The sequence below is a fragment of the Flammeovirga kamogawensis genome (genome assembly GCF_018736065.1).
Lineage (GTDB): Bacteria > Bacteroidota > Bacteroidia > Cytophagales > Flammeovirgaceae > Flammeovirga > Flammeovirga kamogawensis.
Genome location: NZ_CP076128.1, coordinates 2,774,979 through 2,801,288 on the forward strand (window position 1 = coordinate 2,774,979; position 26,310 = coordinate 2,801,288).

Sequence of the window (26,310 nt, forward strand, 5' to 3'; positions counted from 1 at the left end):
TTTTAAGCATATACCATCAATCTTAATCCAATAAAAATGAAAAAACTAAATCTTCTATTTTGTATTCTACTTTTCTCTTTATCAATATTCGGTCAAGGATTAAAATCTATTCCAGGTAATTTTTACTTTGATATTGGGTGGTCTACATGGCAAGACGATAAAGGTGCTGAATTAGATGCTCAATCAAGATCTATAGCCGTTGCATATATGTACGAATTATCTTTATCTACAAGTGGACAGTTTACTTTTAATCCTGGAATTGGTTATACAGCTGACAACTGGTTTTTTGATAATGGAATGACTGTTGAGAAAAATCAAAATTCTGCAAGTATGGTAAATGCAGGTCTTGTAAACCCTTCTGCAAACTCTATAATAAAGAGTAAAATTGTAGGTAGTTATTTAGATATTCCTTTAGAATTTAGATTTAGAAATCACCCTGGTAGACGTGCTTTTCGTGTAGCTGTAGGTGCTAAACTTTCTGTTTTAATTGATAGCCATACTAAAGTAAAGTATGAAAACTCTTATGATGATGTTCGTGTTTCTAAAGATAGAGGGGATTTTTATATGAATCGTTTTAAAGGTGGACTTATTGGTAGAGTTGGGTACGGATGGATTAATTTCTTCTGTTACTACGGCTTAACTGATACATTTACTGAAGGGAAATTATATGAAGCCGATGGAGTGACACAATTTCAAGGAAATAGTAAGCCAATTACAGTTGGTATTACTTTATCAAATTTTTAAAAGAAACTTATTAAGTTTACAAAGAGGACATCTCGATAAATGAGATGTCCTCTTTTTTTATACACAAAATGACTTTATTACTTCATTATATTCTTCAGGTAATTCATAATATGGTGAATGTGCAGTTCCTTCAAAAACTTGAATTTGAGAACCTACAATTAGTTCATGTAATTTTTGTATTTGTTCTGGTGGAAAAGTAATATCTTCTGAACCTGTACAAAATAACATTGGTACTTTTTTATTTAAATCATTTACTTGATCTACCGAGAAAAATGTTTCTCTAATTAGTACTCTCATATTAGCAGGAGGCTTAGGACAAATAGACCCTATCTGCACATATAGAAAAGCAATTTCAGGTTTTCTATCATAGAAAGAATCTGCTAAACCAAAATGTTTTCCTAAAGGTAAACTTGTTACTGGTGGCCTTGGTGCAGGAATATCATAGAAATGTTTTATCTCATCAGTATAAATTCCAGCTAAAGAGTTACTGAATACAATAGATAATGTTCTTTCTGGGTAATTCATACCGAAATCCAACATACACCACCCTGCCATAGATTGTCCTACTAAATGTGCTTTTTCAATATTTAAATGATCTAGAATAGCTTTCATATCCTCAGCTGCAGTATGTGGAGAATGCTTTTCATAAATATTTGTAGAATTACCAAAACCACGCTGATCAAAAGTGATTACTCTGTAATACTTTGCTAGTTCTGGCACTTGTTGAAAAAAGATTGCATGGCTTCCTCCCAAACCATGTCCAAAAACTATTGCAGGACCTTCTCCTGTACTTTCAAAATAAATCTTTTCTCCATCTCTTTCAATATAGCCTTGTCCAGTCTTTTTAGGTCGGTTTTCAAAATTTACATTCATCTTCATATGGGTTATTTATAATTAAATATAATATTTAATTATTACTGTAATACTATTGCAAGTTCACCCATTTAATCATAACTTATAAATGATGGATATCATGTGATTTTTAAAGTATCAGTGATTTCTTTGCAATTCATAAATACCAAAAATTTATTTATAACTCATTTCAATCTCTTTTTCATAAATTTCTATGATAAAAAAAATACCATTACTAGGGTATATTTCTGTCATTTCTTTTCTTATTACTTCATGTATTTATAAGGCTGAAATACCACCTTCTTATGTAGTATCAGACGGAACGTCTCTTAACTCATTTGTCAAAGTATCCTTAGATGCTTCAGAAACATCACCAAAGACAACTTTTTATACATCTATTGATTTAAATAATTCAACTCCTATATCAGAGATAACATCGCTCACACTTGTAGTTCATGGCTTAAGTTATGATTATCAGAATCAATTTCAGACCATGTATAACACTGTTTATGATATTGGACAGGTTAGTAAAACAATAGTAATTGCTCCATATTTTAGTAATAACTCTGCAGACAATACTATTTATTGGACTAATGCAACATGGCGATATGGGGGAAACTCTGTTGGTACATTAAACTCCCAACCTCAGAGCTCTTATTTACTTCTTGAAAAATTCTTGAAAAACTATGTTTTTGTTGATGGCAAGTTCCCAAACCTAAAAACTATAATGCTAATCGGGCACTCTGCAGGTGGTCAGTATATTCAAAGGTATGCTGCTCTAAATAATCTAGAACAACAATACCAAAAGTATACTTTTAAATATCTAGTAAGTGATCCATCTTCTTATCTGTATATCAATAAACTACGTTATTCTGATATCCATAAAGCTTATATTCAACCAGATACCGTTCAAGGAGGATGTAATGAATATAATAATTACTATTACGGTTTAAACGAAATAGATCAGTTTACTGATTACAGGAATGATTTAGACTCTTCTACTATTGTTACACAAAATATTGCTCGCTTGGTAACCTATGCAACAGGAACAGAAGATCTTGATAACTCTGATGATTCTTGCCCTGCAAATTGGGAAGGCGGTGGAAATACTGACGATTTATCAAATTCAAAAGTTAATAATAGATATAAGCGTTCATTATATATGATGAATTTTTATAGTGATCAATACCCAGAAAGTAAACACTCGTTATTTGAAGTACCCGGAGCAGATCATGATGCCGCTGCTATTTATAGGTCAGTAACCTTTATGAGCTGGCTTAAAAACAATTTATAAGACTCATCTTTTAATCAAAAAACTCTTCATGACATTTATTAGCGTTATTATCACTTTGTTGATGATTGGAGCTGTCGCCTATTTACTAACCAATAAATATAATCCTCAAGCTGTACTCCTATCTAGTGGAGTATTAATGATGGTTATTGCTTTATTATTAGGCATGCAGTTACCTACTTTAAAAAGTAGTACAGGTCTACCTTTCTTCGATTTATTTGCAATGATAAAAGAAGTTCTTGCAGATAAAGGAGCTAAAGTTGGACTCATGATTATGACAATTGGTGGTTTTGTAGCATACATGAGACATATTGGAGCAAGTGATGCTCTTGTATTTGTCTGTACAAAACCTTTAAAATACATGAGAAAAACACCCTATTTTGCAGCATCTTGTGTAATCCCTATCGGACAGTTTCTTTTTATGTGTACACCATCTGCTACAGGATTAGGGTTATTACTTATGGCCTCTATATACCCTGTGTTAGTACAATTAGGTATTAGTAGAATATCCGCAGTCTCTGTAATTACAGCTTGTACTGTTTTTGATATGGGTCCTGCATCTGCAAATACTGCACAGGCTTCTTATCAAATAGGAATGGATGCTGTTCAATATTTTTTACATCATCAATTACCACTCACAATACCACTAACAATCATCTTGATGTTACTTTATTTCTTTGTTAATCGTTATTACGATCAAAAAGATAACTTAACAAAAGAAGTTGTAGAAAATGAAAGTAAAGAATTTACAGTTGATGCACCTCTTTATTATGCATTTTTACCAGTTATGCCATTAGTATTATTAATGATTTTTTCTAAAACATTTAAATTCTTTGAGCCTCCTATAACATTAGATACAACCACTGCTATGCTTATATGTACAGCAACAGGAATGGTATTAGAAGGAGTTAGAAAAAGAAACCTAAAAGATACAATGGGTTCTATGAAAATTTTCTGGGAAGGTATGGGGAAAGTTTTTGCTAGTGTAGTAACATTAATTGTTTGTGCCCAAATATTCTCAAAAGGTTTAATCTCACTTGGATTTATAGATAACCTAGTTACTGGTTCTCAAAATATGGGATTAGGTTTTGAAGGAGTATCAATTCTTATGACAATTATGATATTTCTAGCATCTATGTTAATGGGAAGTGGTAATGCTTCTTTCTTCTCTTTTGGGCCTCTAGTTCCAACAATTGCCGCACAATTAGGAGGCAACAAAGTAGGAATGATATTATCAATGCAACTAGCCTCAAGTATGGGTAGAGCAACCTCTCCAATAGCGGGTGTAATTATCGCTACAGCCGAATTGGCTGGAATTTCATCTTTCGACCTTGCAAAAAGAAATCTTATCCCTCTAGTAGTTGGATTAATTTCTATGTTCGCACTTAAAACAGTCTTCTAAATGAGAATGACCACTTACAAATTAACCGCACTCATAGCTTGTTACCTTATGGTTTTGCAAGTTCATGGGCAAAACTCTTCAGATCCACCTTTTTATATCGCTGATTATGAACTAGGAAAAGGAATTCGTTTCCATGGAAATAATGGAGGGTACTTTATGAAAATCAGAAGTTACGTTCAATCTACTGCAGAATTCAAAACAACTAATGATTGGGACACTTACGATGCCCGATTTAGAGTTCGAAGAGCAAGATTTGATGTAGAAGGAAAAGTGGCTAAAGAAAAATTTAGTTATCGTTTAAGAGTAGACTTTGCAATACCTAATAATGTAGGAAGTGATGACCTCTATTCCGGTTCCCTTTTGGATGCATTCATAGCTTATCATCCCAATAAAAATCTAAAATTCACTTTTGGGCAAAGGTCAACAATGACCGACAATAAAGAAATGAGAATTTCTTCAGATGCACTTCAATTAATAGAGCGCTCAAGAGTCACCTCTGCCTTTGCGTCAGTTCGTGATTTTGGGCTATTTATTGAATATAAAAAAAGAGTTGGTGCAGGGTTTATAAAACCAGGTATTGCCATTACAACAGGTGACGGACAAAATGCTTTTAAAAATTACGGAGGACTAAAATATGGTGGAAGAGTTGATTGGCTTCCTTTTGGTGTTTTCCGAGGTATGGGAGAATATTCAGAAGTTGATCAAGCCAGACAACTAACGCCTAAACTTGTAATGGGAGTTGCTTATAGTTACAACGTTGGCATGAGTAGTAGAAGAGGTCGTGGTAGTGGAGATATTGTATACCTAGGAGAGGATGAAACTAATGAAGCCCTTCCTGATTACGGTAAACTTATAGGCGACTTTATGTTTAAATATCATGGCTTTACTGTATTAGGTGAATTTACTTGGGCATATTCTAGCGTTCAATCTGATGAAATATTCTATAGAGTTAGAAACGATGGTTCAACTGCAAACTTGCGTGTGGATGATGGGTTAAATAATGCTACTATCATTGACTATGTTTCAAGTAGAATGATGGTTGGTCGTGGTTATAATATTCAAGCTGGATATTTATTTAAAAAAGGTTTTTCTGTTGATGGACGTTTTACCTATTTAGACCCAGATGATAACTCATTTTTAAATAATGAGCAATTCTATAATAGAGATAAATATTACACATTAGGTCTTTCACGCTATTTGATGAAAGATGCTGCTAAAGTTCAATTATCGATGACTTACGTTGATGCACTTCCTGGATCAAAAGATGCTGAAGGAGTAGTAATGACTGCTGATGCTGAAATCTTAGGTAGGCTCATGTTTCAAATTTCTTTCTAAACAGTAAAAAGATGATGAATAATAAACTACTATTCGCTCTAGCTTTCCTGTTGGTATCCTTGAGTTCTATTGCTCAAACTAGAAAGATGGAAGAAGAATTTTTCCCAGAGCCAGATATAAATATACCTACTCCTGCATTCCAGAAATCTGAATTATTAGGTTTCACTAAATATAAAGAGATGGTAAAGTATGTAACTAATTTAGCATCTAAATTAGATTATGTCACCGTCGATCAAATTGGTGAAAGTCAAAAAGGCAAACCAATAATAAGAGTACACATCAATAAGCCAACAAAAACAGAAAAAGTAAAGGTTTGGATGCAGGCTGGATTACATGGTAACGAACCTGCAAGTACAGAAGGTGCACTTTTCTTATTACATGATTTGATAACCAACCCAGATTATGCCCATTTATTAAATAGAGTTGAATTAATGATGTTACCTATGGCTAATGCTGACGGTTACAATAATCAGAATAGATACTCTGCAAATGGTTTAGATCTTAATAGAGATTATATCAAATTAGCTGCTCCAGAAACAAATGCTATTCGAACAGCTTTTTCTAAATTCTCTCCAGAAGTGTCTGTAGATTTTCATGAATACAATCCATATAGAGCACACTTTTCATATTTTGGAGAGAAAGGGATTACCTCTTATTACGATGCTTTCTTCTTGTTTTCTGGTAATCTTAATGTTAATCACCACATCAGAGAAACCACTAAAGATCTTCTTGTTAAAAACGCAAAACATGATCTTCAAGAAAATGGCAGACATGTATCTGATTACTCTAGCACTAAAATGAAAAAAGGGCATATTCATTTTAATAGAGGTGGATCTAGCCCTAGATCAAGCGCTACCAATTATGCTCTAAACAATTGCCATGCAATATTAATGGAAATTCGAGGAGTTAATCTCAAAAGAATTTCTTTCAAAAGAAGAGTACAAACTACTTACCTAGCAGGTATGTCTTACTTACAAACTTCTTATGATAATGTTGCTCAAATTAAAAGTAGTATTCAAAGGGCAAATCAAGCTACAGTTACATTAGAAGATAGTGTAGTTACAGATATGAGTAAGGCTATTATTAAGACAAAATATACTTGTATTGATTTAGTAAAAGAAGAAAAAGTAGACATTGATGTTGTAATGACAGATGGACTTGAAATGACTGCTAATGAGAAAAGAGAACGCCCATACGCATATATTCTTATGCCAGAAGAAAGTAAAGCTGCACAGAAACTAGAAGTACTAGGCTGTGAAGTTATTCAACTTGAAAAGGCAAAAACAGTTAATGTTGAAGCATATCATGTTACCAAACGGAATATCTCTTTGGTTAAATGGGAACAGATTTATATGAGTAATGTGAAGGCTGAAACAAAAGAAGTTCAAAAAGAATTTCCTAAAGGATCATTTATAATCTATATGACTCAAAAGAATGCCAATATTCTCCCTTCTACTTTAGAACCGGAAAACGATAATTCATTCTTCTCTTTTAGAGTAATTGAGACCTCATTAGAAGAAGAACTTCCTGTTTACAGATACATGAAAAAAGAAAAAATTTAGATAAGGGCAATTATGACAAATATGAAACAACTATTAATTTTTGTACTAATGTGGTTCTCATCTACCATGTTATTTGCACAAGATATTGATCAAGACATTGAAGATGATCCAGATTTATTAGAAAATACAAACTCTTCTACTTTCGTTTTGGGAGAAGGGTTAAACTTGAATATGAATCAAGGTGATTATTCTTTTAAATTAAGTGGCTTTTTACAACCATCGTATCATTATGAACAACTACAACCTGATACAACAGGAAGTAACTACTTATATGTTGGTGCGGCTAGAATTAATTTAGAAGGCCATGCATTAAAAGAAAAAGTAAGCTTTTTTATAGAAGCAGATTTTGTTAACTCCTTCTCTCTTTATGAAGCATGGGGAGCATATCATTTTAATGACAAAATGACGCTGTATGTTGGTCAAAAAAGAACATTTACTAATGATAGAGAATATACTGTAAATGAGTCTAGATTATCTATGGTAACTCGTTCTGCTTTAAGTAATGCGTTTACTACAAATGGTAGAGAGTTTGGGTTATTCTTCACTTCTACTTTTGATATCGGAAATATGGTTTTAAAACCTCAAATAGCCATTACATCTGGAGATGGCATGAATTCTTTCGGTAATAATTCTATTGATAACGACAAAGGGGGAATGAAATATGGAGGACGTCTAGATTTCTTACCATTAGGAGAATTTACTGGTACTGATGGCTGTAAAAGAGTTGCTGATTTAGAACGTGAGAAATCTCCTAAAGTAGCAATTGGTGGAACCTTTAGTTATAATATGGGTGCTTCTAACCAAACAGGTGATGGACATGGTGACTTTGAATTATACAACGGAAGTGGTGATGAAGAGTATGCGAACTATGTAAAGTTTTATGTAGATGTTTTAGCCAAGTACCAAGGTTTCTCTTTCTTAGCTGAATTTGTCAATAGCTCAGCACAATCTAAAGATGATTTATACACGTCTAATCAAGCTGTAATTCGATTTACAGGAGAAGAAGTTAGTTCTAAATATGTTTTAGGAATGGCTTATAATGCTCAACTAGGTTACGTTTTTGAAAATGGATGGGGCCTAGATGCTAGGTATACAGGTTTAATTCCTGAATATGAAGATTATGAGAATAGTATTCTGAAAAAAGAAGATTGGTATACATTCGGAATATCGAAATATTTAAAAGAAGATGCATTGAAAATTCAAGCATCAGGTTCTTTTGTAGATGGAAAAGATACAATGAACCCGTATACAAACGAAACTATAACTAACGACCGTATTGAAGCTCGTTTAGTTGCTCAAATTATTTTCTAGTATAAAATAGAGAACAATGAAAAAGAACTTAACATATATACTACTATCATTATTTTCTCTCTACTTATGGGGGTGTAAAAGCCAAGTAGGTGAAGATAATAACTCAGAAGGTGGTCAGAAAATATATTTATACGATAACCCAACATTAGGGTATGATTTACATGCTCTAAATTACGGACATAGAGAAATTAATGGATTAGATACAGTGTATTACATCATTCCAAATGAAGTAGCACGTGTTAAAGATCTTGATATTGCTAAAAATAGTAGTGGAGAAAATTTAGATATCCTCTCCCCTCAAAAATTAACGGCTTTTGAAGAGTTACATTATTTTACTGGGTTAGAAAATTTCCGTCTAACCTCAAATGAGTTTACTTCTTTAGATTTTTCAAATAATAAAAAATTGAAAGGTCTATATATGAATTACAATTGGCTCGATTCTTTAAAAATTGATTCTCTTAAAATATTAGAAGAGTTAGAATATCAAGGGTCAAATAGTAGTTCTGCTCCATCTAATCATCAAATAAAATCAATTAATTTAACCAATAATATTGAACTAGTAGTTTTAGAACTCGAGAATCAATTATTAACTCAATTGGATGTTTCTAAAAATAGTAACCTTAAAGAAATTAAAGTTCCTGACAACCCTGGTACTCCAATTACTATTGATTCTTTAATCTACGATCAGTTAACAACTAAAGAAGGAGTTGCAAGACAAGAACCTTCTGTTGATTTACCTGACGGTGCTGTTGTAATTACTGATATTAACTTTGGTAGTGCTTTAAAAGAACTTGGTTATGCACAAGGACCAATTTCGACAGGTCAGTATTTTTTAATTCCTGCTGATGTAGATGCTGTAACTGCCTTATCATTAGAAAATAAAGGTATAGCTGATATTACAGAAATTAGTTATTTCACAAGCTTAATTACTCTTGATGTAGATTCTAATAGTATTGTTACGTTAGATGTCTCTAATAATGCTGCTTTAAGAGTTTTATCTGCAGATCACGCAGGTAGTGGTACAGGTGCTACAACGAGTTTATTATTACCAAATTCTATAGATTCTGTAAGTATTGATAAAACTGGATTAGCTACTGTAGACTTATCAGGTAAAGCAGCTTTAGAATACTTTATTGCAGAGTCTGGCTTAATTACAAGCTTAGATGTAAGTGATTCTCCTTTATTAAAAGTACTGAACTTAAGACATGCTAAATCAGATTGGGAAGCAGGTAATGGAGTAGCAACAATTGATTTATCGAACAACAGTGCACTTGAAGAAATAAATCTTTTCAGAAATATTATTCCAAATGATGCTGCAATTACATGGTGGGATACTGCTGATGGATCTGTTTTAACATCACTAGATATTAGAGATAATCCATCTGAAAGTGGAGAATATACTTTTACTATTCCTTCTCACATCTATGCTACTTTAGACACTGATTCTAAAGGAAAAAATATTATAGAAGAAGTTTCAGGAAATATTCCTTCGGGAGCTGTAATAATAACTGATGTAGCACTTGGAACTGCATTAGCAGATGGGGGGTATGCTTTGAGAGGTTTAGATAATGGTGTAGCTAAAGTCTACATTATTCCTACTGATGCTGCAAATATTACGACTCTAATACTTAATAATGAAGGTTTAACCGATGTTAGTGAATTAAATCATTATACAGGTATTACAAAACTGTATTTAGAAGATAATACTATAACATCACTTGATTTATCATGGGCTAGTAGTTTATCTGTTTTAGATATAAATCAAGGTTCTGGCTTCAGCACTATCCAAACTTTAAACCTACCTAATACTATTGATTCTCTATCAATGGATAAAACAGGGCTAGCTACGGTAAACTTATCAACATTATCAAACTTAGAATACTTCCATGCAAATTCAGGTAAGATTAGTACTCTTGATGTTACAAATAACCCAGAATTAAAAGTACTCATTGTTAGACATACAAATAGTAGTAGTGCATGGGCAAATGGTGGTGGTTTACAAACTATTGATCTATCCAACAATCCAAAGTTGGAAGAAATTTACTTATATAGAAATCAATTAGATTCTGATTCTGATATTAATTGGTGGTCATCAAGCTCTGTTCTAACTTCATTAGACCTTCAATTCAACCCTACAGGAACTGCATTTACTTTCTCAATTCCGACTCATATCTATGCTACTTTAGACACTGATTCTAAAGGAAAAAATATTATGGAAGAAGCTAACGGAAGTATTCCATCAAATGCTGTAATAATAACTGATTAATTAATTAATAAGAAGTTAAGGCTACTCGTTTTGGGTAGCCTTTATTTTCACCCATAAATTCAACATAATTTCATTCTCTCCTATAAAAAGCCTTACTTGAACTAAATATCAAACACTCACTTTCATGAATAAGGTTACTCTTTATTATCTACTCATTTTTGTTGCAATCTTTTTTAGCTGTAACCCTGCCCCTTCTCAACAAAAATTTTCTAATCATTTAATAAATGAAAGTAGCCCATACTTAAAACAACACGCACATAACCCTGTCAATTGGTATCCTTGGGGCGAGGAAGCTTTGAAAAGAGCAAAAGAAGAAAATAAACCTATTTTAATTAGTATTGGTTATTCATCTTGCCATTGGTGTCATGTTATGGAGCATGAATCTTTTGAAGATACTGCTGTAGCTAGAGTTATGAATGAGAATTTCATTACTATTAAAATTGATAGAGAAGAGCGCCCAGATATAGATCAAATTTACATGGATGCCATACATGCAATGGGACAACAAGGAGGTTGGCCACTCAATGTTTTTTTAACACCTGATAAAGAACCTTTTTATGGTGGCACTTATTTCCCTAAAGATCAATGGGTAGATCTTTTAACTCAAGTTTCTAATGCATACAAACTTCAACCTAATAAAATAAAAAAATCTGCAACTGCACTAAAAGAACATATCGCAAAAAGTGAATTAAAACGATATGACTTAGGAAAAGAAAACAATCAATTTCCTCTTCAAAAATTAGAGACAGCCTATAAAGAATTATCAAAAGGTTTTGACCATAAAGATGGTGGATTTAATAAATCCCCTAAATTTCCGATGCCAAAACTGTATGAATTCCTTTTACAGTATAATCATGTCACAAATGATAAAGAAGCTTTAGATCACACTTTATTTACACTCGATAAAATTAAAAATGGAGGCATTTATGATCAAATTGGAGGTGGGTTTTCAAGATATTCTGTTGATGCAAAATGGTTTGCTCCACACTTTGAAAAAATGCTTTATGATAACGGGCAATTATTAAGCTTATATGCTAATGCCTACCGTATCACCAAAGACAACGCCTATAAAAAAATAATAAGTGAAACTATTCAGTTTTTAAAACGAGAAATGCTCAATAAAAATGGAGGCTTTTATGCTGCCTTAGATGCTGATAGTGATGGCGAAGAAGGTAAATATTACGTTTGGACGTATCAAGAACTTCAAAAGTGTATTCCTAAAGATCAATTCTCTCTATTTGCTTCATATTATAATATTGAAAAAAAAGGAAATTGGGAGCACGGTAATAATATTCTTTATAAAAAAGTCAATGATAAAACATTTATAGCAACTCATTCTCTCGACAGTAATACTTTCGAAAAATTGACAATTCAATGGAAAAAAAATTTACTTAGAAACAGAGAATATAGAATTAAACCTGGGTTAGATAACAAGATAATTTCAGGTTGGAACGGTTTAGCTTTAAAAGGAATTTGCGATGCGTATTCAGCTACAAACGAAAAGGAATTTCTTGATTTAGCACTAAAAAACGCTACTTTCATTAAAGAAAAAATGATCCTAAAAGATTATCAGCTTCTAAGAACATATGATACAACTAAGAAAATTAATGGCTATCTTGAAGACTATGCCGCTGTTATTGATGGATTTATCAGTTTATATCAAATAACGTTTGATGAAAAATGGTTAACTACTGCAATTGGGCTTACTGAATACACAAATTCTCATTTTTATGATGAAAAAGAGAAAATGTTCTTTTATACTGATAAATCAAGTGAAAAATTAATCACTAAAAAGAAAGAACTTTTTGATAATGTTATCCCTTCCTCTAATAGTATGATGGCTACAAATTTATTTATTTTAGGTCATATTTTAGGAGATGAAAAATATATTGAACGTTCGGATCAGATGCTAGCAATAATGAACGACCTGATGATCAAAAATATTCAATTTTCTTCTTATTGGGCCGCACTCTATATTTCTCATATTAAACCAACTGTAGAAATTGCAATAGTGGGAAAACAAAGTTTAAATTACGCTCAAGAAATTGCATCAAATTATTATCCCAATAAAGTTATCCTTGGAACAAAAAACCATAGTGGTTTGGCACTTTTAAAGGAGCGTTCTGCTATAAATGGAAAAACTACTTTGTATGTTTGCAGAAATAAGACCTGTAATTTGCCTGTTTTTAAAATAGACAAAGCATGGGAAGAAATAATTGAGTAAATTCCGAAAACATTCCTTGTTCCATACTACAATTTAAGTTATACCTTGACTTTTTATGAGTTCAAAAGAATTAATTATAAAAACCAATGCAATAGAAGATTTAGGCCCTGCCGCTCAAAAAGTAATTGACTTTACTAAAGGAGGACCTACAGTTTGGCTATTTCATGGTGAAATGGGAGCTGGCAAAACTACTTTTATAAAAGAAATTTGTGCTGCCTTAGGTGTAATTGATCACGTAAACAGCCCCACATTTGCATTAGTAAATGAATATATGACCGATACTGCCGATACTATATATCATTTTGATATGTACCGTATTAAAGACGATACAGAAGCTTATGATATTGGTTTCGAAGAATATTTATACAGTAATAATTTATGCTTAATTGAATGGCCATCTATGGTTGATAGATTATTACCTAATGAATGTGTAGATATTGATATAAAAACACTAGACGAAAACTCTAGAGAAATTACTGTTAGATACGTTTAACTGACTTTATTCTAATTAAAAATGGGCAAACAACGCGACGGCTTTGAAAAAGCCACAGAAAGTTATTTTAAGTTCCATCCTCAAGAAGTAATGGAAGGTCCCGTTAATAAAAAAGGTAACCCTATAAAAATAGGTATACCTAAAGAACTTAACCCCGACGAAAAACGCTGTGCCTTACGCCCAGGTGCTGTTTCATTATTAGTCAACAATGGTTGTGAAGTTTTAATAGAAACAAATACGGGTCGTCATATCAATCATTCCGATACAGAATATGCAGAGGCAGGTGCCACTATAGTCTATTCTCATAAAGAAGCTATGGAAGCAGATATTGTATTAAAAATCTCTGCTCCAACAATAGAAGAAATTTCTTATATGAAACAGAATAAAGCAATTATATCTGCTATTCATATGAGAGAATTAAAAAGAGATGTTCTTGACGCTATTAACAAAAGGAAAATTACTGCTTTAGGTTTTGAATTAATTGAAGACAAAGTAGGTGGATTACCTTTAGTTAGAGCAATGAGCGAAATTGCAGGTAGTACTGTAATGCTTATTGCTGCAGAGTATCTTAGTAGCTATAATGGTGGTAAAGGAATTATTTTAGGAGGAATTACAGGTGTACCACCTTCTAAAGTAGTGATCTTAGGTGCAGGAACTGTTGCAGAATATGCCGCTAGAACAGCAATAGGCATGGGTGCAGAAGTTAAAGTGTTTGATAATGCGATTTACAAACTCCGCAGACTCAAAAAAGAATTAGGTCTTCCTCATTTATTTACTTCTGCTTTTGATAGTACCTCGTTGGCCGAGGCATTAAGCAGAGCTGATATCGCTATTGGTGCTATTCATACACATGGTGCCCGAACACCTTCTATTATCACAGAAGAGATGGTAGCAGGAATGAGAGAAAACTCCATAATAATTGATGTTTGTATAGATCAAGGTGGCTGTTTTGAGACATCAGAACCTACTAATCATAGACATCCCGTTTATAAAAAGCATGGTGTTATTCATTATTGTGTTCCCAATGTTGCCTCTAGAGTTTCTAGAACTGCAACTGCTGCTATAAGTAATATTTTTACTACAATTCTCAATAAATTAATTGATGAAGGAAATGTAGATACTATGATGCGTAGACACCCTTGGTTTACTAAAGGGGTATATGCTTATAGAGGAAATATAACCAACCAAGCATTGGCAGAAAAATTTGATTTACCACTCAAAAATTTAGATTTAATTTTAGCAGCAGGCATATAAAAAAAAGCTCACTTGATAAAAATTTCAAGTGAGCTTTTTTATTTATAAAGGACATTCCATTCTTACAAATAAAATTCCTTTTCTTACAAAGGAAGAATCTGTCTGATGCAAGCCTTCTCGTTCATATAATACTGTTGCTGTAGCTCTAGCATTACACCATAATAAAGAGGCACCTCTTTCCTTTGCTACTCTTATAACTTCTTTCAATAAAATTGAACCATACCCTTTCCCTTGTTCAGATTTTATAGTTGCAAACTTTCTAAACTGAACATTTTTATCAGCATCCATAAATAATGAAATTACGGATGTTAATTGACCTTCTACAAACAGCCCTAAATGTTGTCCTTTTTCATCATCTGGAATCTTTACATAAGAGAGTGGTTCATTTGGCCACATTACTTTATGTCGGATTGCCCACGTTTGGGCTGCTGTAATTTCTTTAATTTCTAATTTCATACTTATAAAAAAAGCGACCCTAGAGCCGCTTATATATCTTCTGCTCTATATTTTACTAAAAAGCGACTTCAATTCTAAATACCCAAGGTGAACTATAATAAGATGATTGTTCATCATAAGAAACGTCATACAAAGCAATAAAGTTAACACCACCTTTTCTTCCTATTCCTTGTGAGATACCACCACCAATTAAGAATTGATCTCTCCATTGAGAACCACTTACTTTCTCGCCACTAATATTGTCACGATATTCATAATTATTACTAAATCCGTAATATTCTGCTTGAGGGAAAACTCTTAAACCATCTCTTACCTCAATCATATATCTAGCAAAAGGACGAATACCATAGTTATTTTCCTTGTAGTCAACATCTTTACGCTCAAAATACTCATAAACCAAACCTAATCCAACTTGGAAATTTGGTGTAATCATGTACCCTGCCATAGGTTGTACAACAATTTGAGTATAATAACTAGAAAACCCAAACCCTAAACCTCCGCCAAAGAAAATCTTATCTTTAAGTGGTTTATCTGAATGTTTTTGGTCTTTAAATGCATCTACTTCTTGATTTGTAGGACGCTTATATTGTTCCTGTTGAGTAGATTGTTGTGTTTTTGTACTATCTTCAACATAATTATAGACTTGAGCTGTAACTGTCTGAGATATAAAAAAACTAAGTAGTAAGATAAAAGTTGAGGTAATATTTTTCATGTCTAGAATTTCTAATTTTATTCAAATTAATTAAAAAATTATCCAATATCACACGATTAAGCAAACAATCTACATAAAATGGCGAAACCTACCTTGCATTATACCGAAGATCCATCATATAAAACGCTGAAAAGAATAAGTTCTATAATGGATGAAGCTGTCCGAATACCAGGTACAAAACTTTCTTTTGGGCTAGACCCTATTATTGGTATTATACCGGGAGTTGGTGATACATTATCCATCATCATTTCTGGTATTTCTTTGTATACGGTTGCTAGAAATGGCATCCCAGCCCGTTTAATTATGGCCATGACTTTCAATTTAATTATTGATTACTTAGTCGGTTTAATTCCAGGCGTAGGTGATTTTATCGATTTCTTTTATAAAGCAAATAGAAACAATACACAATTATTAATAAAATACTACGAAAAGAACCCCGAAGCCATTAATAATGTACAAAAAAGTTCAACAGGTTTAATCATTTTTGCTTCTCTTATGTTTTTAATTATTCTTGGTGTTGTAGGCGTATGTTTTTACTTTATAAAACTAGTCATTGTTCAAACTTTCAACCTTCAGTAATTATAATCCCAATAAATATTCTACAAGTACATAAACATTGGTATATGGTTCCCTCTCATGAAATTTTAAATTAGAATGAACTCCATTTATATAAACTTGCTCTAACCTTTTAGCACGCTCAATTGCAATAGGGGTTTCTTCTTTTAAATTCTGATAATTCTTTCCATTTTTATGGTAACGTACTACGTAATTTTGTTGAATATGCTTAATAAGATTACCACATTTTAGAAAATGCCTGTTTATATCTAAGTCTTCAAAATGAAGTAAAAACCACAACTCAAAACAAATATTTGATATAATAATCTGAATATCATTCTCATTGGCCATATCTATTACATCTTCTATGTATTTATGAAAATCCCTATCAAACACTAACCAAATTGTTTCGTAAGGGTTACCTCTAAGAATTGCTTTTTTCTTTTTTAAAATCGCTTCTTTCACTAAACCAAGAGGACTATGACTTTTAGGTTGATATACTTCTACATCTACAGCTGTTAAGATTCTTCTTTTCTGGGCATCATGCTTTAAACTATTAAAATAGTTAGGTTCTGTTTTCGCTCCTTCGCATAAGATAAGTACACGTTGTCGGAGCGATCTATTTTTATCTCTTCTCCTATTCCTCATCTTCTAAATTTGTTTTAAAATCAAATTCTAAAGCCATTTGATTAATAGCTGGTGTACCACCAAATTTTCCTGTTAAATACCATTCTTCTAGAGGTACCTCTTTTTTTAAATGTGGTATATCTGAAACAGAAGAGATTTCTGTGATTCCATCTTCAGTTCGTTCTGATATAAATACCTGATCAAATCTAAACAGATCATCATTTAATAAAGATGCATCATGTGTAGAAAATATTAGTTGAGCCCGCTTAGGGTTTGTTGCAGGATTATGAAATAATTTAATTAAAGCTCTTGTTAAATGCGGGTGCATACTTTGATCTAGTTCGTCTATAACCAATGTATCTCCAGCTTCTAACACCCTTAAAATTAAGCCACCCAAAGCCACTAATTTTCTAGTACCAATTGATTCTTCTTTAAGATCAAAAGCAATTTTATCTTCTGTATTTTCTTCTGAATTATGAATTGTCTTTAATTTGAATCTACGTCGCCCTTCAAAAAGCCCCATTAATTCACTATCCTCTTGTACAACTTCAATCCCTTTTACTCCCGTATCAGAATGGTTAACTAAACGAGATAAGTTTCTTAAAAATCTACCAGATTCATCACTTACAATATGTTTTGCTATACCTTGAAGTAAGGTGTCATCATAAACAGATTTATATAAAATATATGCTCTAAGATGATTTTTAAAAAATGACCAAGGTGCTATTAACTGATTTAAACCTAATTGTGCTCCCTTAGTTAGCAATAACTGATACGGCATAATGTGCTTAGCAATACTTTGCTTATCCCCTTTTAATTTCTGTCCAAAAATAATTTGCTGCCCCTCATTACGCTCATACAATTTTACCTTTCTTGCTTTCGGATAAGCATAAAGTGCTTCATGTGTTACCTGATCAATATCTCTTGACATTTCATATTCATACTGAATACCATCGCCTGCAATAAATCGAATATAAAAATCTGTAGGTAATTCTCTGGATTGTCTGTCTAACCGAAAAGGTACATATGCTTTTGCTCCTTCACCAATAACCGTATCACCACCTTCTTGTACCATTACGGCTAATGCTTCTAGCGCTCTTAATAAATTACTTTTACCCGATGCATTAGCACCAAAAACTACTGCAGAAGCCAACGTTTCTGTATTCTTGTAATTCTTATGAGTTAACAATCTATTTTCAGGTACTACTTTTCTAATTCTACTGGATGGCAATAGGGACAATACCTGCTCATTTTTTATTGACCTGAAATTGGAAACAGAAAATTCTATCAACATTTCTTTTAGGGGTTAATCTTTGATCTTGTTCCCTAAAATACATAAAAAAAATAAGGTATGAACCATTCAAATTGAAGATTCATACCTTATAAAAAGAGTGTTTCGCTCTTATTAAATCATTTCACCTAATAATGTTCCACCTGTACAATCGTGTACTTTTACATCCACATATTGTCCAAGTTTAGCATCACCTTTAGGGAATACTATAATTTTATTTGCTGAGTTCTTTCCTTGGAAATGCTCTTTACTACGTTTTGAATACCCATCAATCAATACTTTTTGTACCTGACCAATGTTTAATTTGTTACGCTCAGTTGCATGCTTTCTTTGTAAATCTACAATTTCTTGTAATCTACGTTTCTTCACTTCTAAAGGAATATCATCTTCAAATTTCTTTTCTGCTAATGTTCCTGGACGTTCAGAATAATAGAACATGTAGCTATAATCAAATTTAACATACTCCATTAAAGAAAGTGTATCCTGATGTTCTTCTTCAGTTTCTGTACAGAAACCTGCAATCATATCAGAAGAAACACCACAATCATCGCCAAGAATTTCACGAATTGCATTAATTCTATTGATATACCATTCACGATCATACGTACGGTTCATGATATCCAATACTCTTGAGTTACCAGATTGTACAGGTAAGTGAATGTAATTACAAATATTTTCATGATCACGAATTGCATACAATACATCATCTGTAATATCTTTTGGATGAGATGTAGAGAAACGAATACGTAAATCAGGAGAAACTTCGGCAACCATTGTTAGTAATTTTGCAAAGCTAAACACTTCAACATCATCACCCACACGTTCTTTCTTTTCTAATTTGGCCTTATTGTTTTCTTCATCAGACCATTTGTAAGAATCAACATTCTGACCTAATAAAGTAACCTCTCTGTAACCTTGTTCAAAAAGTTCTTTTGCTTCTTTTACAATAGAATGAGGATCACGGCTTCTTTCTCTACCTCTTGTAAAAGGAACTACACAGAATGAACACATATTATCACAACCTCTCATAATTGAGATCATTGCAGAAATACCATTCGAATTCAATCTTACAGGGGCAATATCAGCATATGTTTCATCTCTTGATAAGAAAACGTTAATTCCTTTATCACCACCATCAACATCACCTACTAGTTTTGGAAGGTCTCGGTAAGAATCTGGACCAGCCACGATATCTACCATTTTTTCTTCTTCTAGTAATTGTGTTTTTAAACGTTCTGCCATACATCCTAACACACCGATTATCATTCCCGGACGGGTTTTTTTAATACGGTTAAAAACTGTTAGACGCTGACGTACATTTAATTCTGCTTTCTCACGAATTGAACATGTATTTAAAAATACAAGGTCTGCTTCATCCATATTCGAAGTAGTACCAAAGTTATTTTCTTTCATAACCGACGCTACAATCTCCGAATCAGAGAAGTTCATTTGGCAACCATAACTTTCTATATAAAGTTTTCGCTGACCATTCTTTGCTGTATCTTCAGTGACACGAATATCACACGATTCAGCTGCTTTCTTATCGTTATCAACGATTTCAATGTCTTTAATCAGACCGCTCATTACTTTGGATTTTAAGACAGAAGGTTGAGGATTTTCAGTCCTCCTAGTTCTGAGCTTATACAACTTAATTAACTTAAATTCGGACATCACAAAAGTGAATTCCGAAGACAAAGCTAACACAAGGAAACACACTTATCAATTTTGTTTACAATTGATTGATCTTCATATAGATGAGATGCCTAATTTTTGAAAAATAATTGCTGAACGCAGTAGAGGTATTTTTTGATAACAATTTTGAATTTTTTGTTAAAATAACATTTTTAGAGATAGTATTGGTTAATATTATATAACAGCGTTGTTGTTGATTATACAATTTTAGATATTGTGAATGAAATCTAAATAAACAAACAATAGCAAGTGTTGGCCCTACATAAATCCTCTATATTCATAATACTATTGTGCCTAGTATTTACGACTACAACTAAAGCACAACTCCACAGAATGAACCTTCATGCTTGGGCAACTAGTGATGCTCCAAAAATTGATGGCGTTTTAGATGACGGTGTTTGGATGGACCCAATCAATGTAACCAATTTAACCGCTAGCGTAAGTGATAGATTACTAAATGGAGATGATCCAAGTAAATACATATACGAAGGCTTTTTTACTCAAAATTGGCCAAATAACAACGAGAAATCTAACCAAAAAACAAAAGTTCAAGTAGCATACGATGATTACGCAATTTATGTAAGTGCTCAACTTTATGATACCGCCCCAGATTCTATCCGTACCAATATGGGAGCTAGAGATTCTGGAGGAAATGGTGCAGATGTTTTTGTGGTATCTTTTGATACATATAATAAGCAACAAGACTGTTTTGAATTTGTAGTTAGTGCTTCTGGTGTGCAAAGTGATAGAATGAGAGGTACATCTGGTTGGGATGGTAACTGGAATGAAGTATGGAGTAGTGCTGTTAAAGTGAATGAAGAAGGTTGGGCGGTAGAAATGGCCATTCCTTACCGTGCTTTACGTATGCCTGATGCTAAAGAACAAGTTTGGGGCATAAACTTCGGACGTGTAATTCAGAGAAAAGGAGAAACCTCTTATTGGAATAATATTGATGCAAATAAATCTGGCTATGTTAACCAATTCGGCTCTTTAAGAGGATTATATGATATCAAACCTCCATTACGTTTATCTTTATCTCCTTACATAAGTAATGTAGCTGTTGGTAAACAAGGATCAAATAAAATTGCAAATACATTTTCTGGTGGTGCTGATCTTAAACTAGGTTTAGGACAAAGTTTTACTCTAGATGTTAGTTTAGTTCCCGATTTTTCTCAAGTGCAAGCAGATAATGAGGTTTTAAATCTCTCTGCTTACGAGGTACAGTATGGAGAATTTAGAGATTTCTTTACACAAGGAACTACCATTTTTAATAAATGGGGTCAATTCTATTCACGTCGTATCGGACAAAACCATATTGCTCCAAGTGATGATTTATTAGAAACGAATGAAGAATATAAGTTTAAACCTACTGACGCCCCTCTTATTAATTCTGTGAAACTAACTGGTAGAACAGAAAAAGGATTAGGTATTGGTATTTTAAACTCAATTACTAACGAATCTTTTGGTATTATAGAGGATACGCTTACAGGAGAAAGACGTGAAGTAAAAGCCGACCCTCTAACAAATTTCAATATTATCTCTATTGAACAAAACTTGGCCAACAATTCTAAAGTAGGTTTTATGAACAGCAATGTTTATAGAGGTGAAGGATATAAAAATTCGAATGTAACTTCTGGTGATTTTAGTTTATTTGATCGTACAAATACTTATAGAATACGTGGTTTTGGAGGAGTAAGTCAGGAGTTTAAACCATTGCTTGATAATACTGCTGAAGACGAAGAATTAAAAATTATTGGGTATCGCTATGACATTGGAGGTGGAAAAGTAAGTGGAAAATGGAGGTATTGGGCATCTACTAATGTTGAATCTGATAAATACAATCCTAACGACATGGGTTTTAACGGTTCTAATAATGCAATAAATATCAGAACAAATGCTTCTTACAACATCTATCAAGCAAAAGGAATATATCAAAGATACTGGGCAAGAGTAGGTTATGACGAGAACTGGCTTTATAACCCAAGATCATTTATGTCTAGAAGAGTTTGGGCCGATGGTGATATGCTTTTCAAGAATTTCTGGAGTGTTTACATGAACATAGCTACAACACCTCAAGTAAGTTATGATTATTTCGGACCAAGAGAAGAAGGCTATAGATTTAAGCAATTACCATCACAAGATGGTGGTATTACTATTAATTCTGATGGCAGAAAAAAATATTCTATGAGTTTTAGAACAAGTTTTTGGCAACGTCCAGAATTTGATCAATTTGATGACTTCTATAGGTATGGGCAAACATACCGTATGACAGATAAATTTGAGCTAAACCATACGATCTCATGGAATAACCAAAGAAATGAGAAAGGTTACGTAACTACAGTAAAAGATGACAATGACGTTGTTGAAGATGTAATTTACGGTAATAGAGATGTGACTACACTAGAAAATAACTTTTGGACACAATATACTTTCACTAATAAAATGTTTTTAAAACTACGTTTAAGACATTATTGGAGACAAGTAAATTATCAAAATTTTTATGACCTTACTAAAGACGGAGAATTATTAACTTCTGACTATTCAGATATTAATGATGATGGAGAAAAAGAACATGACACCAACTACAATACTTTTAATATGGAAGTATCATACAGTTGGGAATTTTTACCTGGTAGTTTTTTCACCGCTATGTGGAGAAATCAATTAGGTTCTTCTTCTCATAATTCGCATTATGCATTCAACAATAATATGAAAGAACTTTGGAGTGAAGCTCAAGTAAATACTTTATCACTAAGAGTAATGTACTTCCTAGATTATCAACAAGTAAAAAAAGGATTCTCAAGAATGTAAGTCTAAAAAATTAAAAGGTTTATAAAGAAATTGAAGAAGGTAAAACTAAAATTACCTTCTTTTTTTTGCCCAAACTGATCAATTAAGTCTTTTTTTAATCAATTTATCAATTTTTTACCCTCTAAACGAACGTATGTTACTTTTCAAATTCAAAATAATCTATAAATTAGGCTTCGCAAAAATGCTTATTGAGAATAGTGCGAAATCTTAATTTTAAATCACATAACTGAAGAAGCCATTTTTTTAATTGGCTTCGTTTTATATAACGAACAAATGACTGAAATCTCTAGCATTGCCTCTGAGGTAAGAAAACGTTCAAAGAAACTACTTAAATTATTAGGGGAAGATCTTCATGAAAAAGAAGATGTTCTATCATTAGCATTACTAAGTGCAATAGCTGGGGAAAGTATTTTCATGCTAGGCCCTCCAGGTGTGGGTAAAAGTATGATTGCCCGTCGACTAAAATACGCTTTTAAAGGTGGCGACTCTTTTGAATATTTAATGAACAGATTTAGTACTCCTGATGAAATATTTGGGCCTATATCTATATCAAAATTAAGTAAAGAAGATAAATACGAACGTCTTACAGACAACTACCTTCCTGGATCATCAGTTGTATTTCTTGATGAAATTTGGAAAGCTGGTCCATCAATTCAGAACGCATTACTTACCGTTCTAAATGAAAAAGTATTTAGAAATGGAGAGCAAGAAATTGAGGTTAAAGTACACGCATTATTATCTGCATCAAACGAGCTCCCTGCTAAAGGTGAAGGATTAGAAGCAATTTGGGATAGATTTTTAGTTAGAGTTTTTGTTGATAGAATTATTGATGAGCAAAAATTCTTTGACATGATCACTTCTTCTAAACTTACTAACCCTGTAGTAAGCGAAGATGTAAAATTTGATGAAGAAGAAGTAGACGATTGGAGTACTGTTATTGATCAAGTAAAAATACCTCAAGAAGTATTGAGTGTTATTTCTATTGTCAGAAAATATATTGAACGCTATAATCAATCTACCGGAACGGAAGTAGAAAAAAACATCTATGTATCTGATCGTCGTTGGCATAAAATTGTCCGATTATTAAGAACTTCTGCTTTTATGAACGGACGTTCAAAAGTTGATTTATCAGACTGCTTCCTAATATCTAACTGTATTTGGAATTCTCCAGATCAAATTGATATGGTAAGGCAATGGGTTACAAGATCTGTTCAGAAATACGGTTGGAGTGCAAAATACAGTATGGATACTGTTAAAGCTCAACTAGACAATTACGCACAAATTGTTGAAGAAAAAACAAAAGTAGAAAAAGAATTATTGGTTGAAGCTCCTCATTTAATTGATGGAGAATACTATCAAATTGATGGCTTTTCTAGCCTTAATAACCGTATCCTTGCAGACGATTTTGAAATGCTTGGTCGAGGTGCATCAGATGTTATGCTCTATACATCTACAGGAAGAACAGAACCTTTTACAGTTGGTAGAATTTCTGATACTGAAATTGAAGTACGCCTAGATTTTGAGTACCATAAGTACAAATTAAAATCTACAAAAGAACATAAAGTAGGAAAAGTCTCTGTCCAAGTTACTGATGATATAAAATCTAATTTAAATAGAGAAGCAGATCAATTATTAAATTATTTGGATAAAATTTCTCATGAAATTGAAGAGATGAGACATAGTAGAGAAGAAGGTGTTGGTAAGAATATATTCTTATCAGAAAACTGGAGATCTTTAATTGATGAAAGTTTAAATGACCTCTGGAAACAAGTACTGAATTATAAACTTCAGACAGAAAAATTAAAACGTAGTTATGGCGGATAAGACATCTTTTGATGAGATTGAGAAATTTCAGATGTTTTCTTCTTTAGGTGATTCTGAAGATCGAAATATTTTAGGTTCATACCTTACTGAAGTGGCAAAAGGGCATACTTTAAAATTTAAAAACTCTGATTTTTCCGATACCGCTCTCGGCTACAAACACATCATTGATGATATCTTAGAAACTCCAGGATTACAAGATTCTATACAAAGACATGCTTCTTTAAGGGAGCATGTTGTAAAAGAGTTAGTCACTCATATTGTCGAAATATCAGAAACTACCTCTTCTCCTCCACCCGCTCAACGCCAAAAGAAAAAATTTACTTTACCTTTTGGAATGCGACCTGGTAACTCAAGCGGAGATAAAGGTAAATCATCTAAAAGTACCTTTTCTAAAATAATGGAAAGTGTTAGGAAGATGTTGGGAGGTAAAATGCAAAAACGTCAAGATGATTTGCGTAAAAAACTCAGTGATAATGCTTCTAAATTCGATAAATCGCAACAATTGATTAGTCAATTGATGGATCACCTCGGTTTAGGTTTTGAAAAAGCAAAAGGTAAATGGCAAAGTACGGGATTTGAAGTATTATCTAGGTATGACCGCTTACTTGAAGACGAAGAAATGCTAAAAGAACTTGTAGACCTCCTTGGTAGATATGCAAGTGCTGAATTAGAAGAAGAAAGAGAACAATTAGAAGAAATATCTATTCAACCCTTTAGAAGAAACTTTACACACGGTAAAGAATCACTAATTGGTGTTCATGAAAGTGATGACCTCTCTCAAATTCTACCTGCTGAGGCAGCCCTTTTAGGAAACGAAAAAACAGAACTTATTTTCTATAAAAAATTTGTAGAACATAAGCTTCAAACTTTTGAGTTAAAAGCAGAAGATACTCCCCCCAAAATTGATCAAGGTACTCAAACACAAAAAACAAGTACTAAAGAAGATGTAATGGGGCCAGTTATCTTGTGTGTAGATACAAGTGCATCCATGTTAGGTAAACCAGAGCAAATTTCTAAAACGCTATGCTTTGCTATAATGAAAATGGCTCTAGAAAATAAAAGAGCCTGTGTTCTCTTTTCTTTTGGTGCTTCTGAACAAGAGATTAGAAAAATTGACTTGAGTAACTTACAAGATGGTTTGGAACCTCTTATTCAATTTTTATCAATGTCTTTCAGTGCCGGAACAAATGCAGGTCCTGCTTTACACAAAGCCATTGATGAAATGCAAACAGAAGCATATAGTAAATCTGATCTGATTTTAATTACTGACGGTAAGATTCCTGAGTTTGAAACAAGTGTATTACATAAACTCCGAAAAGCTCAATCTAAGGATAGTCGTTTCTTTGCGGTTACTTTTGGAGCCGAAAATGCTCCAGAACTTAAACCCTTTGATATAGTTTGGAAATACCGAGCCAGTAGGAAAGATAGTTTGCTTGAGTTTGCAAAAAAAATCAAGAAATTAAAGCGAAAAAAATAATAAACTAAAGATCAAGTAATTAATGAGAAAGTATTCATTTAATTACTTGATCTTTTTATTTTTAGTCAATTTGACCCTAATTTTAGTACTAGTAAATTTACCCCTTTACTCTTTTAATTACCCTATTTTAA

20 protein-coding genes are annotated in these 26,310 nt (G+C 32.7%); 14 read left to right on the plus strand and 6 right to left on the minus strand.

The features are described 5' to 3' along the window. The first annotated feature begins 36 nt into the window (after positions 1-36). Entirely contained in the window at positions 37-744 is a 708-nt protein-coding gene (locus KM029_RS11085) for an outer membrane beta-barrel protein (protein WP_144073341.1), read from the plus strand. A 57-nt stretch (positions 745-801) separates the two neighbouring features. Here the strand turns inward: KM029_RS11085 and KM029_RS11090 are convergent, their stop codons facing one another. Beyond that, positions 802-1,617, minus strand: a complete 816-nt coding sequence (locus KM029_RS11090) for an alpha/beta fold hydrolase (protein WP_158631033.1) — start codon at positions 1,615-1,617, stop codon at positions 802-804. Between the two features lie 193 nt (positions 1,618-1,810). Here KM029_RS11090 and KM029_RS11095 point away from each other — a divergent pair, with 193 nt between their 5' ends. The 9 genes from KM029_RS11095 to KM029_RS11135 all read left to right on the plus strand — a co-directional run bounded on the left by KM029_RS11095 (position 1,811) and on the right by KM029_RS11135 (position 14,734). Continuing rightward, positions 1,811-2,890 (plus strand): hypothetical protein, encoded by a 1,080-nt coding sequence (locus tag KM029_RS11095; RefSeq protein ID WP_144073343.1) that lies wholly within the window; start codon positions 1,811-1,813, stop codon positions 2,888-2,890. A gap of 28 nt (positions 2,891-2,918) precedes the next feature. Further along, positions 2,919-4,289: a C4-dicarboxylate transporter DcuC gene (gene dcuC, locus KM029_RS11100; protein WP_144073344.1), complete on the plus strand. Its 1,371-nt coding sequence runs from the start codon at positions 2,919-2,921 to the stop codon at positions 4,287-4,289. After that, complete coding sequence (locus KM029_RS11105; protein WP_144073345.1) at positions 4,290-5,624, plus strand: porin; 1,335 nt, start codon at positions 4,290-4,292, stop codon at positions 5,622-5,624. Between the two features lie 11 nt (positions 5,625-5,635). Next, a complete protein-coding gene (locus KM029_RS11110) occupies positions 5,636-7,186 on the plus strand; it encodes a M14 family zinc carboxypeptidase (RefSeq protein ID WP_144073346.1) in 1,551 nt (516 codons plus the stop codon). A gap of 21 nt (positions 7,187-7,207) precedes the next feature. Beyond that, on the plus strand, positions 7,208-8,497 hold the full coding sequence (locus KM029_RS11115; protein ID WP_144073347.1) for a porin family protein: 1,290 nt from the start codon (positions 7,208-7,210) through the stop codon (positions 8,495-8,497). Between the two features lie 16 nt (positions 8,498-8,513). Beyond that, a complete protein-coding gene (locus KM029_RS11120) occupies positions 8,514-10,763 on the plus strand; it encodes a leucine-rich repeat domain-containing protein (protein WP_144073348.1) in 2,250 nt (749 codons plus the stop codon). Positions 10,764-10,887: 124 nt separating this feature from the next. After that, the gene (locus KM029_RS11125; RefSeq protein WP_144073349.1) at positions 10,888-12,987 is read left to right on the plus strand and encodes a thioredoxin domain-containing protein; all 2,100 of its coding nucleotides are present in this window, start codon (positions 10,888-10,890) and stop codon (positions 12,985-12,987) included. Between the two features lie 55 nt (positions 12,988-13,042). Beyond that, positions 13,043-13,480, plus strand: a complete 438-nt coding sequence (tsaE, locus tag KM029_RS11130; protein ID WP_144073350.1) for a tRNA (adenosine(37)-N6)-threonylcarbamoyltransferase complex ATPase subunit type 1 TsaE — start codon at positions 13,043-13,045, stop codon at positions 13,478-13,480. Between the two features lie 21 nt (positions 13,481-13,501). After that, positions 13,502-14,734, plus strand: a complete 1,233-nt coding sequence (locus tag KM029_RS11135) for an alanine dehydrogenase (RefSeq protein WP_144073351.1) — start codon at positions 13,502-13,504, stop codon at positions 14,732-14,734. A 42-nt stretch (positions 14,735-14,776) separates the two neighbouring features. On the opposite strand, the gene KM029_RS11140 is transcribed toward KM029_RS11135, so the two are convergent. Further along, complete coding sequence (locus tag KM029_RS11140) at positions 14,777-15,190, minus strand: GNAT family N-acetyltransferase (protein WP_144073352.1); 414 nt, start codon at positions 15,188-15,190, stop codon at positions 14,777-14,779. A gap of 55 nt (positions 15,191-15,245) precedes the next feature. Next, positions 15,246-15,902, minus strand: a complete 657-nt coding sequence (locus KM029_RS11145; protein WP_144073353.1) for a hypothetical protein — start codon at positions 15,900-15,902, stop codon at positions 15,246-15,248. Between the two features lie 78 nt (positions 15,903-15,980). On the opposite strand from KM029_RS11145, the gene KM029_RS11150 reads away from it, so the two are divergent. Further along, on the plus strand, positions 15,981-16,481 hold the full coding sequence (locus KM029_RS11150; RefSeq protein ID WP_144073354.1) for a DUF4112 domain-containing protein: 501 nt from the start codon (positions 15,981-15,983) through the stop codon (positions 16,479-16,481). Here KM029_RS11150 and KM029_RS11155 read toward each other — a convergent pair whose 3' ends face one another. From KM029_RS11155 to miaB, 3 genes are all read right to left on the minus strand, one after another. Continuing rightward, complete coding sequence (locus KM029_RS11155; protein ID WP_144073355.1) at positions 16,482-17,105, minus strand: RloB family protein; 624 nt, start codon at positions 17,103-17,105, stop codon at positions 16,482-16,484. Next, the gene (locus tag KM029_RS11160) at positions 17,095-18,378 is read right to left on the minus strand and encodes an AAA family ATPase (RefSeq protein WP_144073356.1); all 1,284 of its coding nucleotides are present in this window, start codon (positions 18,376-18,378) and stop codon (positions 17,095-17,097) included. Before KM029_RS11160 ends, KM029_RS11155 begins: the two co-directional genes overlap by 11 nt. Positions 18,379-18,489: 111 nt before the next feature. Beyond that, complete coding sequence (gene miaB, locus KM029_RS11165; RefSeq protein WP_144073357.1) at positions 18,490-19,959, minus strand: tRNA (N6-isopentenyl adenosine(37)-C2)-methylthiotransferase MiaB; 1,470 nt, start codon at positions 19,957-19,959, stop codon at positions 18,490-18,492. A 441-nt stretch (positions 19,960-20,400) separates the two neighbouring features. Here miaB and KM029_RS11170 point away from each other — a divergent pair, with 441 nt between their 5' ends. From KM029_RS11170 to KM029_RS11180, 3 genes are all read left to right on the plus strand, one after another. Then, positions 20,401-22,878 carry a DUF5916 domain-containing protein gene (locus tag KM029_RS11170; RefSeq protein WP_144073358.1) on the plus strand — a complete coding sequence of 826 codons (2,478 nt, stop codon included), beginning with the start codon at positions 20,401-20,403 and terminating at the stop codon, positions 22,876-22,878. Positions 22,879-23,151: 273 nt separating this feature from the next. Next, positions 23,152-24,702: an AAA family ATPase gene (locus tag KM029_RS11175; protein ID WP_144073359.1), complete on the plus strand. Its 1,551-nt coding sequence runs from the start codon at positions 23,152-23,154 to the stop codon at positions 24,700-24,702. Continuing rightward, complete coding sequence (locus KM029_RS11180; RefSeq protein WP_144073360.1) at positions 24,692-26,179, plus strand: VWA domain-containing protein; 1,488 nt, start codon at positions 24,692-24,694, stop codon at positions 26,177-26,179. Before KM029_RS11175 ends, KM029_RS11180 begins: the two co-directional genes overlap by 11 nt. Positions 26,180-26,310: the final 131 nt, after the last annotated feature.